Here is an 18,019-nt window from a genome sequence, read left to right on the forward strand (position 1 = left end):
GACTCAAATCCCCCGCCCATGCTCTCCTACACAACTTGTTACGGGTGCCCTTCACAGGGTGAAACGGGAAACCGGTGAATCATGTGCTTTACTCAAGCCCATGTCAGTCCGGTGCTGCCCCCGCAACGGTAAGCGAGCGAAGCGTCAAAACCACTGTGCCGATACGGTATGGGAAGGTGACGCTTGCAGGTCGGCCTGACGCCAACCCCTCGTGAGCCCGGAGACCGGCCCGCAACACACAGCCCGCATTTGCGCGGCGCTGCACATAACAAACCCGCGGTGGGCGGGCGCTGTTCGAACCTCTGCGAGCCTGACCCGCAGGGGTTTTCATGCGCTCTATTCACCCGCTGACACTCCAGAGGGAAGCGCCATGTCGATCATCAGCAGCACCGGCAGCAACACGGACAAAATCGCCAGCACCACCACCCTGAGCCAACGCCTGACCGCCGCGATCTTTGCATCGATCCTCGGCGCCAGTCTGGTTTACTTTGCCGGCTTCTCGCACATCGAAGCGGTGCACAACGCCGCCCACGATACCCGCCACAGCGCCGCGTTCCCGTGCCATTGAGACCTGCCGACATGATCAAGCGTATCGCGCAAACTGCAGGATTCTCTGGTCTGCTGGCCGCCCTGCTCCTCACTCTGCTGCAAAGCTTCTGGGTTTCGCCGCTGATTCTGCAGGCGGAAACCTTCGAGAAGTCCGAGCCGGTGGCGGTTCACGAACATGCCGCTGGCGTGGCTGCGCACACCCATGATGCCGAGGCCTGGGAGCCGGAAGACGGCTGGCAACGCGTAGTCTCGACCACTGGCGGTAATCTGGTCGTAGCCGTCGGTTTCGCCCTGATGCTCGCCGGCCTCTACACCCTGCGCGCGCCGACCAAAACTTCGCAGGGCCTGCTCTGGGGCCTGGCCGGTTACGCGACGTTCGTGCTTGCTCCGACCTTGGGCCTGCCACCAGAACTGCCGGGCACCGCTGCGGCCGATCTGGCTTCGCGGCAGACGTGGTGGATCGGCACGGCCGCTTCGACGGCTGTAGGTCTGTCGCTGATCGCGTTCAGCCGTCACTGGCTTATGAAGGTCCTCGGTGTGGCCATCCTCGCTGTGCCCCACGTGATCGGCGCACCGCAACCGGAAGTGCATTCGATGCTCGCCCCCGAAGCACTCGAAGCTCAGTTCAAAATCGCTTCGCAGTTGACCAACGTGGCGTTCTGGCTGGCCCTGGGCCTGATCAGCGCCTGGTTGTTCCGCCGCAAAAGCGCTGGTCAATACCACGCATGACCGATGACCGCGCAGCGCCGACCTTCGTGGTCGGCCTGGGCTGCCAGCGCGGCTGCCCGGCCAGCACGCTGCGCGCGTTACTCGATCAAGCGTTACAGGCGCATCGCATTGAGCTTGAGGCGGTGAAAGCGTTGGCCAGTATCGACTTGAAGCGCGACGAGCCGGGCCTGCAAGAACTTGCTGCACAATTGGCTCTGCCCCTGTTGTACTTCAGCAGTGACGAACTGGCCAGCTACCAACAGCGGCTCAGTCACCATTCACAGATTGCTTACGAACGCACCGGTTGCTACGGCGTCGCCGAAAGTGCCGCGCTTGCGCTCGCTGAACAGCTGATTCAAGCGCCGGCAAAACTGCTGATCTCCCGGCAAAAATACGCTCAGGCCACGCTGGCATTGGCCGGCGCGGCGTAAAATCCCGATAATCCCCGCCATTGATCATGAGCGTTGTTCATCTGCAACGCAGTCGTGCCCTCTTTTACTCAGGATTCAACGATGACCGTCTACTTCATCGGCGCCGGCCCCGGCGACCCGGAATTGATCACTGTCAAAGGCCAGCGGCTGATTCGCAGTTGCCCGGTGATTATCTACGCAGGTTCGCTAGTGCCGGCGGCGGTACTCGACGGCCATCAAGCCGAAACGGTGGTGAACAGCGCCGAACTGCATCTGGAACAGATCATCGAATTGATCAAGACCGCGCATGCCAAGGGTCAGGATGTGGCGCGGGTGCATTCCGGCGATCCGAGTCTGTATGGCGCGATTGGCGAGCAGATCCGTTATCTGCGTGAGCTGGATATTCCGTTCGAGATCATTCCCGGCGTGACGGCCACCGCAGCCTGTGCGGCGCTGCTTGGCGCGGAATTGACGCTGCCGGACGTGTCGCAAAGTGTGATTCTGACTCGCTATGCCGACAAAACCGCGATGCCGGCAGGCGAAGAGCTTGGCAGTCTGGCGCAGCATGGCGCGACCATGGCGATTCATCTGGGCGTTAACCATTTGCCGAAGATTCTGGTGGAACTGCTGCCGCATTACGGCGCGGATTGCCCGATTGCGGTGATTCACCGGGCGACGTGGCCTGATCAGGATTGGGTGGTGGGGACGCTGGCGGATATTGCCGAAAAGGTTGAGGCCAAAGGGTTTCGGCGTACGGCGTTGATTCTGGTGGGTCGGGTGTTGGGCAGTGAGGTGTTCAGCGAGTCATCGTTGTATCGCGCCGGGCATGCGCATCTCTATCGCCCATGAAGCCGCCTTCGCGAGCAAGCTCGCTCCCACATTTGGAATGCGATCAAATGTGGGAGCGAGCTTGCTCGCGAAGGCGTCGGTACATTTCACCCATAAAAAAACGGCGCTCACGGGGCGCCGTTTTTCATGTCCGCAGCGAACACCTTAGTAGTAGGCGTTTTCTTTCTGCGTGTGGTCGGTCACGTCGCGAACGCCTTTCAGCTCCGGAATACGCTCGAGCAAGGTGCGCTCGATGCCTTCCTTCAAGGTTACGTCCGCCTGGCCGCAGCCCTGGCAACCGCCACCGAACTGCAAAACGGCGATGCCGTCTTCAACCACATCGATCAGGCTGACCTGACCGCCGTGGCTGGCCAGCCCCGGGTTGATTTCGGTTTGCAGGTAATAGTTGATGCGCTCGTTCACCGGGCTGTCGGCGTTGACCATCGGTACTTTGGCGTTCGGCGCCTTGATGGTCAGCTGGCCGCCCATGCGGTCGGTGGCGTAGTCGACAACGGCGTCATCGAGAAACGCTTCGCTGAAGTGATCGATATACGCGGTGAAGCTTTTCAGCCCCAGCGCGGTGTCTTCAGGTTTTTCTTCGCCCGGCTTGCAGTAGGCAATGCAGGTTTCAGCGTACTGGGTGCCAGGCTGGGTGATGAAGACGCGGATGCCGATGCCCGGGGTGTTCTGCTTGGAGAGCAGATCAGCCAGGTAATCGTGGGCGGCGTCGGTAATGGTAATAGCGGTCATGGAAACTCCTCGCAGGCTTGGGCGCAGTTTACGCCAATCATTGCGCCGGACAAAGTCCTAGTATTTTTGTCGGGAAAGATTCTCGTCCGGCTCCCTGTCAACCCTCGCCTTGAGCCAATGGTAGCTGCGCTTTTCCACCCATTCGTAGCTCAACCACGAGCCAACGCCAATCGCCAGCGCGCACAGGCCAAACATCAAATACGGGTTGATCGCGTAGCGTTGCGCGATAAATCCCCCCGCCGACAGCACCAGCACGTGCATCAGGTAAACCGAATAAGAGCAATCGCCAAGCAGTTTGAGCATTCGGCTGCGCTCGACATAACGCTCAAGTGAGATACACGCCATGACCAGCACTGCACTCGGCACGCCCCAGCTCAGCAGCCTTGGCGCCGGTGCCAAGTGATAAATCGCCAGCAGTGCCACGCCGATCGCCAGCAGCGGCAGCCTCAGGCCGGCACCGATCCAGCCCCGCCGATAGAGCATGCCAATGCCGATCCCCAGCAGAAACTCATAAACGATGTCCGACCGGTAAAACGCGCTGACCCAGCCAAACCCGGTCCAGGCCTGACACACGGCAAAGAGCAGCGCGGCAACCACCAGCAGGCGCACCTGCAAACGAAACAGCAGCGCCCAGGCAAATAGCACGTAGAAAAGCATTTCGTAATTCAGTGTCCAGCCGACATTCAACGTCGGATAGATACCGTAGCCCCCAGGATTCTCGGTAGGAATGAACAGCAACGACAGCAGCAGATGGCCCCAGTCCACCGTCTGATCCGGCAGCAAAGGTTGGGCGAACACCACCAGCAGCGCCATCAGCAGCGTGTACAGCCAGTACGCCGGGACGATGCGAAACAGCCGGTACAGCAGGAAACGCGCGGGCGGCAGCGGTTTGTTTTCGGTCGAGAGGAAAATCACCAGCCCGCTGATGACAAAGAAGATATCGACGCCCACCGCGCCTTTGTCGATAAAGAACTGGCCGACCGGCCCGCGCGCCTTGAAGTCAAAAAAAATCTGCATGAAGTGGTGGCACACCACTGTCCACGCGGCCAGCGCACGCAGGGCTTGCACTGAAATCAACATCACCTGCTCCCGATCACAATTCCTGAATCCACCTCAGATCCCTTGTAGGAGTGAGCCTGCTCGCGATAGCGGAAAATCAGGCACTAGAGATGTTGAATGTACCGCCGCCATCGCGAGCAGGCTCACTCCTACAAGGGTTTGGTTGTGTTGCTTCAAGTTGGGACTGCAGGCCAATCTGAAACGATCAAAGATTCTCGTAGCGGTTCATGTCCAGCACGCCCTCTTCCACCGGATCGGTTTCGTGCAGGTATTGGCTCAGATCGTGGAAATAGAACCAGAATTGCGGGTGACTGCGCCGAATACCCCAGCGTTCGACGATTTTCTCGAAACGATTGGCGTCCTTGGCGTTTTCCATTGCATCGACAAACTCCGGCACCTGATCGGCCGCGACATTAAAGATGAAGTTCGGATAACTGCTGAGCACGCCCGGAAAAATGGTGATCGTGTCCAGCCCGGGCTGATAGCGCAGCGACTCTCCGAGCAGGAACGCCACGTTGCTGTGCGCGCGGTTGCGCAACAGGCTGTAGACCTCGCGCTTGCCGCTGGCGGTTTCGATGCGCAGCATGGTGGCTTCCGGCAGTTGGTCGATGACCTTCAAACCGGCCGCTGGACGCGAGGTCAGGCGGCTCAGCGCCTGCTCGGCATTTTGCAGGGCCGGGTCAATATTCGGCCGCGAGCAGTAAGCCCCATCGCAGCGGTTGATCGGATCCGGGTGCGCATTGAGATCACCGTAACGCGCCAGCAACTGCATGGCGAAGTCGTATTTCGGGTCTTTCTCATCAAGTTTGAGTGCCGTCGGCTTGTCGTCGTCGATCGCTTCGTAATCGAGCCACATCTTGAACTGGCCGCTGTTCTGATACCAATCGTTGAGGTAATCCTCTCGGGAGTCGGCCGGCATCAGACGCAGGAAGTTTTGCTCGGCGCCATTGCGGATCAAATCGAAATACAGACGGGTTTGCGCCTGATGGGAGACGTTGCCGAACACATCGAAGTTGACTGCCAACTGGTAATAGGTGCGTTCGAGCAGCGGATAGTCGAACAGCCACATCGTTTGCGGCACCTCGCCGATCAGGCCTTTGGTCACCGAGGCGCTGTCGAAGTGGCGGAAAATGCTCAACAGCGCGTTGTCGTTGCCGGCCCACAGGGTCGACCAGCTGGGCGCCGGCAAATCAGCGTAGCTGTCGCGGCGCAAGGCTTCGTATTCGTTTCGTTTGTCACGGTAGTTGCGCCACAGGCTCAGTACGCTGCCGACGTCATCGTTCTGCCCGGGCATGGCCAGCAACGGCGTGGCCTGGCCGCGATAGTTCGGGTCAGTGATATAGAGGTCATGTTCCGGCGCCTGGAACAGCGCCCAGAAGTTGTCACGGATCACGTCGGTGGCGATCTGCCCACGGCACACCGGGCCACGAATGAAGGTGCGGACAAAGTATTCGGCGTTGTCGAGCATGAACTGATAACGCGCCTGCGCCGGGATCGCTTCAAATGTGGCGAACGGGTTGGCGCGGCTCTGCGGGCCGTAGCCCGGCAAGGCATTAACCTGCCAGTTACCGCTATAGAACAGACTTTTGACCCGCGCCATTTTCGCCGCGCTCAACGGATAGGTGATGTGGGTCTTGTGCACGATCACTCCTTGCACCGGCCACAAGCGGTAATACACCTGAGTGCCCGGGTCATCGTTGGGGCGACGGGTGGCGATCAGGTCGATTGGCTGCCCAGTCGGCGTGCGCGAACGTACCCACTGGAAATAATGGCCCGGCTCGCCGTCCTTGAAATAGATATGCGCAAGGTACCAATGCTCGTACAACCAGCGACCGACCAGACTTTGCCGCGCGCCGGGAGTGTTGAGCAGGTTTTCCCACTGGACGATCTGCAGCGCCTCTTTGGTGCTTGGCGCCAGGCTTTGTTCGTCAATCGGCGCACCCGAGGCCAGCCAGCGCTGCAGCGTCTGATATTGCTGATCGGTCAGCCCGGTGACTGCCAGCGGCATGCCTTCTTTCGGATGCGCGCCGGCGTAGCCTTCGAACTCGGCGGGCATCGCGCACAGGTTTTCGCGGTTCAGACCCAGCACGATGTCTTCCGGGAGCTTGGCGTTCGGCGTCAGTGGCGTCTTGTGTCCAAGTTCTAGCATGCGCGCCATCAGCGCAGCCTGGCTGCCTTGGGCATCGAGCACCGAATAGAAGTCTTTTTGCTGCCAGGCACGTTTACCGAAGGCATCGTAAAACAGTCGGGTGGTGGGTGCCGCTTGTGTGCGCTCGCCGTCGTAGACCGGCATTTTGCTCGCACCACGGGCCGCGCCCTCACCGCTGCCCAGATTCAACTGGCAGGCCGAGTCATAACACGCATGGCAGGCCACGCACTTCTCGGTGAAGATCGGTTGGATATCACGGCTATACGAGATCGTGGGTTCCTGCGCAACGGCGCCCCAGCTTAAAAGCAGCAAAAAAATGCTGATGACGCGGTACGACATGCCCTTGATCCCGATCCTGAAAAAAACGCCGCGATTCTACAGTATGACGCTCGTACCAACATGAGCGATATTCATGCAAAAGCCCAACATGCTCTAAAAGCGCACAGGTTTGCTATGATCCCGCTCCTTCGTAATGGTCTTTCCGAGTAGTCCAAATGTCCGATCGCAGCGTCCGCCTTCAAGCTCTCAAGCAAGCTCTCAAAGAGCGCATCCTGATACTCGATGGCGGTATGGGCACGATGATCCAGAGCTACAAGCTCGAAGAGCAGGACTATCGCGGCAAACGCTTCGCCGACTGGCCGAGTGACGTCAAGGGCAACAACGACCTGCTGGTCATCACCCGTCCGGACGTGATCGGCGGCATCGAGAAAGCCTATCTGGATGCCGGCGCCGACATCCTCGAAACCAACACGTTCAACGCCACGCGTATTTCCATGGCCGACTACGGCATGGAAGAACTGGCCTACGAGCTAAACGTAGAAGGCGCACGTCTGGCCCGCAAGGTCGCTGACGCCAAGACCGCCGAGAACCCGGCCAAGCCGCGCTTCGTCGCCGGCGTGCTCGGCCCGACCAGCCGCACCTGCTCGCTGTCGCCCGACGTCAACAACCCGGGCTACCGCAACGTCACCTTTGATGAACTGGTGGAAAACTACACCGAAGCCACCAAAGGCCTGATCGAAGGCGGCGCGGATCTGATCCTGATCGAAACCATTTTCGACACCCTCAACGCCAAAGCGGCGATCTTCGCCGTGCAAGGCGTGTTCGAAGAGCTGCACATCGAACTGCCGATCATGATTTCCGGCACGATCACTGACGCCTCCGGCCGGACCCTGTCGGGGCAAACCACCGAAGCGTTCTGGAACTCGGTGGCGCACGCCAAGCCAATCTCCGTTGGTCTTAACTGTGCGCTCGGCGCCAGTGAGCTGCGTCCGTACCTGGAAGAGCTGTCGAACAAGGCCAGCACCCACGTTTCCGCGCACCCGAACGCCGGCCTGCCGAACGAGTTTGGCGAGTACGACGAACTGCCGTCGCAAACCGCCAAAGTCATCGAAGAATTCGCCCAGAGCGGCTTCCTCAACATCGTCGGCGGTTGCTGCGGCACCACCCCGGGGCACATCGAAGCCATCGCCAAAGCCGTCGCCGGTTACGCGCCGCGTCAGATTCCGGACATTCCGAAGGCCTGCCGCCTCTCGGGTCTGGAGCCGTTCACCATCGATCGCAACTCGCTGTTCGTGAACGTTGGCGAGCGTACCAACATCACCGGTTCGGCCAAGTTCGCCCGTCTGATCCGTGAAGACAACTACACCGAAGCCCTCGAAGTCGCCCTGCAACAGGTCGAGGCCGGCGCGCAGGTGATCGACATCAACATGGACGAAGGGATGCTCGATTCGAAGAAGGCCATGGTGACCTTCCTCAATCTGATCGCCGGTGAACCGGACATCTCCCGCGTGCCGATCATGATCGACTCGTCGAAATGGGAAGTGATCGAAGCCGGCCTCAAGTGCATTCAGGGCAAGGGCATCGTCAACTCGATCAGCATGAAAGAAGGCGTCGAGCAGTTCATCCATCACGCCAAGCTGTGCAAACGCTACGGCGCGGCCGTGGTGGTGATGGCGTTTGACGAAGCTGGCCAGGCCGACACCGAAGCGCGCAAGAAAGAAATCTGCAAACGCTCCTACGACATTCTGGTCAACGAAGTCGGCTTCCCGCCGGAAGACATCATCTTCGACCCGAACATCTTCGCCGTCGCCACCGGTATTGAAGAACACAACAACTACGCAGTGGACTTCATCAACGCCTGCGCCTACATCCGCGACGAACTGCCGTATGCGCTGACCTCGGGCGGCGTGTCCAACGTGTCATTCTCGTTCCGTGGCAACAACCCGGTGCGTGAGGCGATCCACTCGGTGTTCCTGCTGTACGCGATCCGCGCGGGCCTGACCATGGGCATCGTCAACGCCGGGCAGTTGGAGATCTACGACCAGATCCCGCAGGAACTGCGCGACGCCGTGGAAGATGTGATTCTCAACCGCACGCCAGAAGGCACCGACGCCCTCCTCGCCATCGCCGACAAGTACAAGGGCGACGGCAGCGTCAAGGAAGCCGAGACCGAAGAGTGGCGTAGCTGGGAGGTCAACAAGCGTCTGGAGCATGCGCTGGTCAAAGGCATCACCACGCACATCGTTGAAGACACCGAAGAGTCGCGCCAGTCGTTCGCCCGCCCAATCGAAGTGATCGAAGGCCCGCTGATGTCCGGCATGAACATCGTCGGCGACCTGTTCGGCGCCGGCAAAATGTTCCTCCCGCAAGTGGTGAAATCCGCGCGAGTGATGAAGCAGGCGGTGGCGCACTTGATCCCGTTCATCGAACTGGAAAAAGGCGACAAGCCGGAAGCCAAAGGCAAGATCCTCATGGCAACCGTGAAAGGCGACGTGCACGACATCGGCAAAAACATTGTCGGTGTGGTACTTGGTTGCAACGGCTATGACATCGTCGACCTTGGCGTGATGGTCCCGGCGGAGAAGATTCTGCAGGTCGCCAAAGAACAGAAATGCGACATCATCGGTCTCTCCGGCCTGATCACGCCGTCGCTGGACGAAATGGTTCACGTTGCCCGTGAAATGCAGCGCCAGGACTTTCACCTGCCGCTGATGATCGGTGGCGCGACCACTTCCAAAGCGCACACGGCGGTGAAGATCGAGCCGAAGTACAGCAACGATGCCGTGGTCTACGTGACCGACGCCTCCCGTGCAGTGGGCGTGGCGACGCAGTTGCTGTCGAAAGAATTGAAGGCCGGTTTCGTCGAAAAGACGCGTCTGGAATACATCGATGTGCGCGAACGTACCTCGAACCGCAGCGCCCGCACCGAGCGCCTGAGCTACGCAGCGGCCATCGCCAAGAAGCCACAGTTCGACTGGGCCAATTATCAGCCGGTCAAACCGTCCTTCACCGGCAGCAAGGTACTGGACAACATCGACCTCAAGGTCTTGGCCGAATACATCGACTGGACGCCGTTCTTTATCTCTTGGGACCTGGCTGGCAAGTTCCCGCGCATCCTTGAAGACGAAGTGGTCGGTGAGGCCGCCACCGCGTTGTACAAGGACGCGCAGGAAATGCTCGCCAAGCTGATCGACGAGAAGCTGATCAGCGCCCGTGCGGTGTTCGGCTTCTGGCCGGCCAATCAAGTACATGACGACGACATCGAGCTGTACGGCGATGACGGCAAGCCATTGGCCAAGCTGCATCACCTGCGCCAGCAGATCATCAAGACCGACGGCAAACCAAACTTCTCGCTGGCCGACTTCGTAGCGCCGAAGGACAGTGAAGTGACCGACTACGTCGGTGGTTTCATCACCACCGCTGGCATCGGCGCCGAAGAAGTGGCCAAGGCTTATCAAGACGCTGGCGACGACTACAACTCGATCATGGTCAAAGCCCTGGCCGACCGTTTGGCCGAGGCCTGCGCCGAGTGGCTGCACCAGCAAGTGCGTAAAGAGCACTGGGGTTATGCCAAGGACGAAGTGCTCGATAACGACGCGCTGATCAAAGAGCAATACAGCGGCATCCGCCCTGCTCCGGGTTACCCGGCGTGCCCGGATCACACCGAGAAAGCGGCGCTGTTCGCCTTGCTCGATCCGGAAGCCGAAGAAATGCGCGCCGGTCGCAGTGGTGTGTTCCTCACCGAACACTACGCGATGTTCCCGGCGGCTGCGGTCAGCGGCTGGTACTTCGCCCACCCGCAAGCGCAGTACTTCGCCGTGGGCAAGGTCGACAAGGATCAGGTGCAAAGCTACACCTCGCGCAAAGGCCAGGAGCTGAGCGTGACCGAGCGCTGGCTGGCGCCGAACCTCGGCTACGACAACTGAAACCCGCCACGGACCTGGGAGCGCAGTCCCAGGTCCGTTCAGGCCTTCATTGGCGTCTTGAGGGCCCCGGTTGCGGTGACGATGGCGCGGGTGGTGCATCGATAACCACCGTCGCCAGCTTTTGCAATTCCGTTCGGGACAGTTCCTTCAGCCTGTCGGCGCGTGCCAGCGCCAACTCGATCTCCAGCAGGTTCATGGCCTCTAGATAGCGCTCGCGCGACGCTTCATCGCCGTGTTTGTCCGGATGGGCGTCCTCGACCTCTTCCAGGCGTTGTGTGGCGTTGCGTTCCAGTTCGTCGAAAACGTCAGGGTAAATATCTTTCAGGTAACGGCTCCAGTAGTCACGCGAAATCAGATCGTCCAGAAACAGGCTGGACGCCTCATCCGCCAATACCGCAGCCCGGGCATTGATCAAGCGCTGCCCGCTGATCGGCGTGTCGTATAGCGAGTGTTCTGGCTGACCCGGCAACTCCAGCCCGTCCCGCCAGCCGCGAGTCATGCCAAGCCGGTAACGCAGGCGGATTTGCGCCCGGTCTTGATGGCGTCCGGCGACTTCTGCCAGCCTGTCAACCCGTTCCAGTCGAAACAACCGCCGAGTCAGATCGAGCAAGGCTCGCCCGCGAAGATCCGGGCGGTCGTGCGGAATATCGCGCAGTGCGGTGTATTCATAAGCGCGAACCTCCAGCTCGCTGAACGTCAGGATTCGGCCATCCGGACACGCACCGTGCGTCTCGGCGTTGTGGAACATCAATTCGCGCAGTTCGCTGTTCTCACTGGCAGCCTCCATGACACGCCACAATCGATGGGTCAGTTCGGCGCGCGCAATCCGGAAGTCCTGGGCATAACGCAACAGGTAGATCAGCTGAAAAAAGCGCTCGTGATTCGGCTCTTCCGCCAACCGCGTCCAAAGGGTTGTTCGCGTGGTGGCCAATGCCGGCGGAGCACCCGCAAGCCAGGGATTCAATGCTTCAGGCGATATAGCCAGAGCCGGATTAGAGACGGGTTCGACGGGCGCCACCACGGCATATATATCAACGCCGACAGCCCTCTCAGCAGAACCGTTGCTGTCACTGCCCGACTCTGAAAAACCACTTTCGTCGATGCCGAAGACGTGCGCGTCAATCATGCCGTCAATGTCCTCACGCGCAATGCCCAGTATCTCTGGAGCGTGGTTGACGCGGCTTTGGAATCTGAGTCGCTGTAACGCGTGAAGTGACAGTTCTGTGTTCTCCGACAAGTCCGTGCCCGCGATCAGTTGCGCGTGACTACCGTCGAAGAGTTCATCGGGAATCTCGGTAATGTCGTTGCCACTGAGGTTCAACGTCCGCAGGTTTGGCGCCTCGAGTACTCCACCGGGCCAATCAATCAGCTGGTTGAAGCGCAGATCAAGCGTTTCGACAGCACCTGATCCAGGCGGGTTGAAAACCTGAAGTTCGTTATAACTGAGGTCGAGCCAGCGCAACCGGATACTACCGAGCAACGGATAGACGCTGGTGGCGCTGGACAGGTCGCAATATTGCATTTCCAGACGTTCCAGCTGACTCATGTGCAGCAGTGGCTCTGGAACAGCCGTCAGCCCATTGCCACTCAGTCTCAATGTCCTGAGATTGGCAAAGGCTCCCAGAAAACCGGATGCGCCGGCGGAGGTCATACCCACACCACTCAGATCCAGCGTGGTGACGATCGCAAGCGGCACAATCAGGCTTGGCAAGTCGCCAGTCTGCAAGCCCTCAAGGCCAAGTGTCAGCCCTTCTGCACCGGGGCTATGTCCGAGTCCCGCACGCCAGGCTTCGCGGATACGTACCGCCGCGCGGGAACGGCTTTGCGCAGACACTCGGCGCTCGCCTGTGGGTACACCCCGCGTAAACAGCCAGCCATTCAACTGCCGGGTCAGCCCTTCGCAAGCCTGATGCCATTGAGCGATCTGCACATCTATTTGCCCACTGTTCAATCCTGTTTCACGCAGGTTCTGCAATACCTGCACGGCGCGCTCCTGCGTCATGCCCGGATGCAGGCGCTGCAGATCCGCCAGTCTCCCGGCTTCGCCCGGGGATGCGATACGCTGTTCGGGAAGCTTCAATAACAAGCTCGTCAACGACCAGCCCGACTGGCTCGGCAAAATGTTGTCCGGGACGGGCTCCTCGGCAAAACGTGCGAGTGTGCCTTCGGGTAACACAAAGCTGTGTTCGATGCGCTGCAACGCGGCGTTCAGGGCAACCTCACCGGCAGGACTGAAAGCATTGCCGCTCAGATTGACTTTCATCAGCGCGTGCGGATCGGCCAAGGCTTGTGGCGGGAGCGCTGCGATCGCGTTGTCACGCAAGTCGAGCCAGTACAACCGCTCGAGACGCTCGGCACCGGCAGGCCAGGCTTGCAACCGCGTTGCTCTGAGGTTCAGCGCCTGAAGGTGGCTGAAGGCGCTTACATCCAGTTGGCCCAGCGGGTTTGCTTGCAGGTTCAGGCTGCCGAGTCGTTGCAAGCCATTGAATTGTGCCTGCACTGCCGGAGTGATCACGATGCTGTTGGCCGATACGTCGAGTTGTCTCAACGCTGGCAGATCAGCGGCAGCGAACGGCAACTCGGTGAAGTTGTTCCCCGTCATGACCAGCGTTTCGGTTGCACTGAACCCCCGGATAAAGGCGCGCGCCTGTTCGACGGGAACGTCCAGTTGCCCCAGGCGCAGCGTGCGGACATGGGCAAAGCTGTCGGCGGGCAATGCTGGCAATTCGATGATCTGCTCCATGCCTGCCTGTTCAATCAGCCCCACTCTCGATACAGGCAATTCGAACGTGGCAATGTCACCGGGCACGCCATAACGTTGGCGGATGGCGGCATTCCAGCTTTGCTTGAGGGCGCGTAAAGTCCCCGCGTTGCGCCCCGTTGCCCATTGCCAGCGAAGCCCTGCAAAGCGCATCGCCTGCGGATGCGCCGGCATATGAAATTGGGCAAAGATTGCGTCGTGTTCAGCCCTGAGCCGGGCAATCGCCGTCATTCTCGCCTCGGGCGTTGTCCATGCGGCATCGAAGCTTGCCGGTAAGGGATCGAGCGGATCGGGCAAGGTCGCCATGAAGTCCAGCTCCGCCCGGCAATACTGGCTGACCATCTGATTCAGATCGACCAGATGGCCGAGTTCACCGGAGTAGTTGCGGACATATTCGTAAGCACGCATGAACTGCGCCGGAGCCAGCGCCGCCCAGTCCAGCGACAGTCCGGCCCAGAGCCGCTCTTGTCCGCTATACAGGGATTCGGGCAACGCGCGTATCGCGCTGTGCGTCAGATCCAGACGTTCCAGTTGCGCGAGCCGCTCGACGTACGCCGGCCATTGCCATAACGCATAGGGCGCGTCGATGCGCAAGGAGCGCAAGTGCCGCAAAGGGCTCAGATCCAGCGCATGCAGGCTTCTGGCGTCGAAGCCGGCATAGTCGAGATGTAGCGTTTCCAGCGACGTAAGCGTACCCAGCGTTGCCGGAAAGTCCGCTGCCAGTGCTGGCGCATGGGTGGAAAAGCGCAGACTGACAAGCCGGGGCAACCGGGCGACCGCCGACGGCACTGAAGTGAGCGGCCGGGTTCTGGACGATAGATATTCCAGACCACGCTCAAGGTTGCCTATCGACAGATGGGTCACCTCGGGAAATTGCGCCAGAAAGGCATCCGCATTGGCGTCCGTCAAGCCGCTGCCAGCCACCGACAGCTCACGTATGTGAGCAAAAGAAGTGTTCAGCTCTGGCAACGGCGCATCACACACCAGCGCCAAGCGTGCCGCGTCCGGAACCTGCGCGGCGAGCGGCGCATTGCGCCATGCGTCGCGCACGGCCTGGGCAAACCGCGCCCTGCCCTGTGCAGCCTCGCTGCCGGACGGACCGGCCTGCCACTGGTCAAGCGCAGCGTTGAGCCCTTCCCACTCACGTTGGCGCATCTGCAGCACCGAGAAGATTTGCTGGTCGGTCCGGCCACGTTGCTGCTGGAGAAATGCCTCCGCCTGTTGCGGGCCCGGATAGAGCTCCATCACCCGCACCCAAAGCGAGGGAAGCAGGCCGGAGCCACGCCCGCTCGCGTAATAGCCCTTCAGCGTGGCGCCGATTCGGCTCGGTGCTTTGAACCGCTTGGCCTGTGGCGCCAGCAATTGCGCAACGCCCTCACGGTGCTTGAACGCAGACTCGATAACCTTGCGCTGCAACGCATGACTTCGGCTGCCATCGCTCAATCCCATCGCGGCGGCATTGTCATCGGGCAGCACGCGCATAATCGCGCGGTAAAAGCTGTCAGCCGGTCTGGGCGTGCTGTTGAGCGGTTGCCCTCGGTCGTCGAAGGCCTGGTAGAAGAGCCCGTCCTTGATTAGATATTTTCGGTTGGCCGCGGTGTTTTCACCGAGGCTGTCGAGCAATGCGCCAGTCGGACTGCCCGCGCGAATTTCCAGACGTAACGACTGCGGCCAGCCCGGTAACTTTGACATCGCGTGTAAGGCGAGGCGGCGGCTATCCGCCGACGCGAGGTTTTCGCTGTGCAAACCGGCAAATGCGCGCGTCTGGCGGCCGCGACCGGCATGCCAGCGCGCTTCTTCAAGCATGTTCAGCGGTGCCCGCCTGGTTGTGTCCAGGCGCACCCGTTCCGCCGGTGTGGCGTGATCGAGCACATCCTGCGCCGCGGCCTCGCTCAGACCAGGCGTTTCGCGCCGCAGGATACTCAGGCGAACACTGTCCGGCTCACTGCTGCGGTACAGGCTGTCAACAATCGAAGCCTGGCGCGTATAAACATGCTCCGTCAGCTGCTGGCCGAACGCCTCGGGCCGCGCTACACGAAATTGCGCGGTTTCCCTGCCAAGCAAATAGTTGATCTCATTCTCTTCCAGTGCCGCAAGAATCCGTTCGGGCATTTGCCCATTCAGCACCTGTGTGCGCGTGAGCTGGATCGCTGGCTTGATGCTGACTCCGGGCACGACTTTTTCGCTGCCATAGCGAATCGACGGCCCTGACAGCTCGGGGCCGGCGAAGACCTCCAATACCCGATCGTAGGGCCAGCGCGGCATTTGCGTGACCAGCGGCAAAGCCAGCAAATAACGGTCATCAATCGGTGTCGCGCCGCGCAATTGCTCGATCATTTGCACGGCTTGTGCATCAGCTTTGAACAAGCGCAGGGCGTCGCGCAACTCGGGCGGCGCGGACGCGTGATCCAGGTGCATCTTGCGTAAGCTGTTTTCGCTGACGCCGCTGACCTCGGCCAGCGTCAGCAACATTTCATCAGAGAGCCCATCGGTCACATGCCCCATGCGCCGCAACAGCGTCAGGCGATTCCAGCTCATCGGTTGTTCCAGCGTATGGCGCCAGGCACCCTGGCCATTGTGTTGCAGCACTGGCCGGTAAGCGTTGGGCTCAGCGGGATGTTTGATCCGCCACTGCGCTGTGCTCGGATCGACAATCAGCTCGTAGACCTTTTCGCCCTGACGCAGGTAAGTCTTGCCGTCGAGTTGATACCGGCCCGACTGATCCGGCCCGGTCGCGTCACTCAAGCTGATGTCTTGCTGGTAGCTGCTGAGGTCTGGGTTCCACAGGCGTGTTTCGCCGTTGGGCAAGGTCACCGGGTGCAAGTCCTCGATCACCGGCTCCGGCTTGACCGCGCCGAGCTTGCGGAGACCTGCCCCGGCGGCGCTCATTACACCGAGGAGTGCGAGGTTTTCCGCGACATCGATCAAATGCGCCTTGGCTGCGTGCTTGTCGCCCTCACTCCATTCGAGCGCGCCCTCGAAGGTTTCGTACAGCAGTTGCCCCGCCATGATCGCCAGCATGACCTCGCCGAGTACCGGCACGAACATGGACACCAGGTTGAGCACCAGCAGCCCGACTTGCAGCAGGGCCGCAAGTTTTGCATCGCGCACCTTGGCGTCGATGTCACTCGACGGCACCGCATGACTACGGGCATCGGCCAGCACTTTTTCGCAATGCTGCGTATAGAGCCTGGCCCAGAGGTCGCTGTTTTCAGCCCATGGATCGCGCTCATTGTGCGCCATGATCGAGACGGCAATATAAGGGTCAGGCTCTGGTTCCATTGGCGGGTACTCAGGTGGCAACTCCTTGAAATCGACAAAAGCCGACAACATACCGAATGCCGCCGGAACTCTGCGCCAGGGCGACGAAATGATATTCGGCGGCGAATCGGCTGACTCGCGCACGAACTGACTGAAATAGTAAGGGCGCTGGTCATAATCCAGGAACTGGCTGATGAACTGCTGGTACGGCGTCGGCCCGGCACTCTGCTCCGCTTGTGTATCCCGGGCGGTCAATCGGCGCTTGAACGTCTCCTCCATTTGCGTCCCGGTGTAGCGCTTCAGCGGATGCTCGGGATCATTGGGCACGTAGACAATGACTGCTTCAGGGGCGCGACGCCTCTGGCCAATAGCAAAAGCGACGCAGCCGGTCAGTCTGTGCCGCATCAGACTCAAATCGTGAAACCAGACCTGCCTGCCGCTCACCTCAGGATGTTTTTCACCGTCGATGACCGAGACGATCATCGCGTGTTCCTCAGGCCGAATATCCTTGGTCAGCAACGCTTGCTCGGCCGCCGCCCGCATGGCGGCTTTCTGGCTGGCAATGAACTGCGTGCGCAATGTCTTTGCCAGGTCTGGGTCGGCAGTGTGGAAAAACGCCTTGAGATACGCCTGGTACTTCGCGCCAAGATCCAGATGACGGCACAAACGCAGAAACTCCATGACGGTCAGGTTGACCGTTACGGGCGCAAAAGTACCGGCCGTGGTGGTTTCTTCCTCAAAACCCGAACTGTCGTGAAAGGCACCGGGCAGGCATTCGCGGATTTCGAAATTGTGCAGTGCAGCCTGAAGCATCGTCAGGTTCAAGACTTCGAACGAGCCGATTTCCACACTGAAAATACCCATGGTCAAAGAACGCCGGAGGCTGAGGAACGTCTTGTCGACATCGACAGTGACCTTGCAGCGTTCTTCCAGCGCTTGCGTCAGTAGCGGGCGGGCAAACGCGTCGATGTCCTTGAGCGGAGACATTGTTTTGTCCAGTGCAGACTGGGCCAGGACACTGTTCCTGAAACTGCTGTCCAGCGCCTGGCGTTGCTGCGACGACGCTTGTCTGTACCAGGCCGGTATCACTGGCCTGGCCTGTCTGATCTCATCCTTCCTTTGCGCAGCAGCGTCGACCAGCCATTGCGGAACCGCGCCTTCGAGATACTCAGCGTGGAGACTGCCCGTGACCACAGGTTTGGCTGGTTTGTCGTTGACCTGCTGGGGGCTGGAATCGGGGGACATACATCGCTCCTGTAAATGGAGCGTCAGCAGACCATCCCGGGCGAACGCCTCTGCGGTACATAGTTATCGCGCCATGACGCAGTTGTAACGATAT

General features: G+C 60.2%; 9 protein-coding genes and 1 riboswitch. Of the genes, 5 read left to right on the forward strand and 4 right to left on the reverse strand.

Annotated features, from left to right (window positions below):
- The first annotated feature begins 25 nt into the window (after window positions 1–25).
- Window positions 26–247, forward strand: a riboswitch (cobalamin riboswitch).
- A 123-nt stretch (window positions 248–370) separates the two neighbouring features.
- From AC0ZWN_RS07840 to cobM, 4 genes are all read left to right on the forward strand, one after another.
- Window positions 371–568, forward strand: coding sequence for a CbtB domain-containing protein (locus AC0ZWN_RS07840; protein WP_093430890.1), 198 nt, complete (start codon window positions 371–373; stop codon window positions 566–568).
- Window positions 569–579: 11 nt separating this feature from the next.
- Window positions 580–1,278: a CbtA family protein gene (locus AC0ZWN_RS07845; RefSeq protein ID WP_093430887.1), complete on the forward strand. Its 699-nt coding sequence runs from the start codon at window positions 580–582 to the stop codon at window positions 1,276–1,278.
- Entirely contained in the window at window positions 1,275–1,688 is a 414-nt protein-coding gene (locus tag AC0ZWN_RS07850) for a cobalamin biosynthesis protein (RefSeq protein ID WP_003225490.1), read from the forward strand. Before AC0ZWN_RS07845 ends, AC0ZWN_RS07850 begins: the two co-directional genes overlap by 4 nt.
- Before the next feature lie 81 nt (window positions 1,689–1,769).
- Window positions 1,770–2,516 carry a precorrin-4 C(11)-methyltransferase gene (cobM, locus tag AC0ZWN_RS07855; protein WP_093430883.1) on the forward strand — a complete coding sequence of 249 codons (747 nt, stop codon included), beginning with the start codon at window positions 1,770–1,772 and terminating at the stop codon, window positions 2,514–2,516.
- A gap of 144 nt (window positions 2,517–2,660) precedes the next feature.
- Here cobM and nfuA read toward each other — a convergent pair whose 3' ends face one another.
- The 3 genes from nfuA to AC0ZWN_RS07870 all read right to left on the reverse strand — a co-directional run bounded on the left by nfuA (window position 2,661) and on the right by AC0ZWN_RS07870 (window position 6,792).
- A complete protein-coding gene (gene nfuA, locus AC0ZWN_RS07860; protein ID WP_007912592.1) occupies window positions 2,661–3,245 on the reverse strand; it encodes a Fe-S biogenesis protein NfuA in 585 nt (194 codons plus the stop codon).
- A 57-nt stretch (window positions 3,246–3,302) separates the two neighbouring features.
- On the reverse strand, window positions 3,303–4,325 hold the full coding sequence (locus AC0ZWN_RS07865; RefSeq protein ID WP_476334626.1) for an acyltransferase family protein: 1,023 nt from the start codon (window positions 4,323–4,325) through the stop codon (window positions 3,303–3,305).
- A 184-nt stretch (window positions 4,326–4,509) separates the two neighbouring features.
- Window positions 4,510–6,792, reverse strand: coding sequence for a fatty acid cis/trans isomerase (locus tag AC0ZWN_RS07870; protein WP_476334627.1), 2,283 nt, complete (start codon window positions 6,790–6,792; stop codon window positions 4,510–4,512).
- Between the two features lie 155 nt (window positions 6,793–6,947).
- On the opposite strand from AC0ZWN_RS07870, the gene metH reads away from it, so the two are divergent.
- Complete coding sequence (gene metH, locus AC0ZWN_RS07875) at window positions 6,948–10,658, forward strand: methionine synthase (RefSeq protein WP_476334628.1); 3,711 nt, start codon at window positions 6,948–6,950, stop codon at window positions 10,656–10,658.
- Window positions 10,659–10,704: 46 nt separating this feature from the next.
- Here the strand turns inward: metH and AC0ZWN_RS07880 are convergent, their stop codons facing one another.
- Window positions 10,705–17,925 carry a dermonecrotic toxin domain-containing protein gene (locus AC0ZWN_RS07880; RefSeq protein ID WP_476334629.1) on the reverse strand — a complete coding sequence of 2,407 codons (7,221 nt, stop codon included), beginning with the start codon at window positions 17,923–17,925 and terminating at the stop codon, window positions 10,705–10,707.
- Window positions 17,926–18,019: the final 94 nt, after the last annotated feature.

The sequence above is a fragment of the Pseudomonas sp. 3B-A001-10F genome (assembly GCF_056313565.1).

Bases quoted from the DNA above. Each gene is read 5' to 3' on its own strand.
- AC0ZWN_RS07840 (WP_093430890.1), top strand. From the start codon at position 371: ATGTCGATCATCAGCAGCACCGGCAGCAACACGGACAAAATCGCCAGC.
- AC0ZWN_RS07845 (WP_093430887.1), top strand. From the start codon at position 580: ATGATCAAGCGTATCGCGCAAACTGCAGGATTCTCTGGTCTGCTGGCC.
- AC0ZWN_RS07850 (WP_003225490.1), top strand. From the start codon at position 1,275: ATGACCGATGACCGCGCAGCGCCGACCTTCGTGGTCGGCCTGGGCTGC.
- cobM (WP_093430883.1), top strand. From the start codon at position 1,770: ATGACCGTCTACTTCATCGGCGCCGGCCCCGGCGACCCGGAATTGATC.
- nfuA (WP_007912592.1), bottom strand. From the start codon at position 3,245: ATGACCGCTATTACCATTACCGACGCCGCCCACGATTACCTGGCTGAT.
- AC0ZWN_RS07865 (WP_476334626.1), bottom strand. From the start codon at position 4,325: ATGTTGATTTCAGTGCAAGCCCTGCGTGCGCTGGCCGCGTGGACAGTG.
- AC0ZWN_RS07870 (WP_476334627.1), bottom strand. From the start codon at position 6,792: ATGTCGTACCGCGTCATCAGCATTTTTTTGCTGCTTTTAAGCTGGGGC.
- metH (WP_476334628.1), top strand. From the start codon at position 6,948: ATGTCCGATCGCAGCGTCCGCCTTCAAGCTCTCAAGCAAGCTCTCAAA.
- AC0ZWN_RS07880 (WP_476334629.1), bottom strand. From the start codon at position 17,925: ATGTCCCCCGATTCCAGCCCCCAGCAGGTCAACGACAAACCAGCCAAA.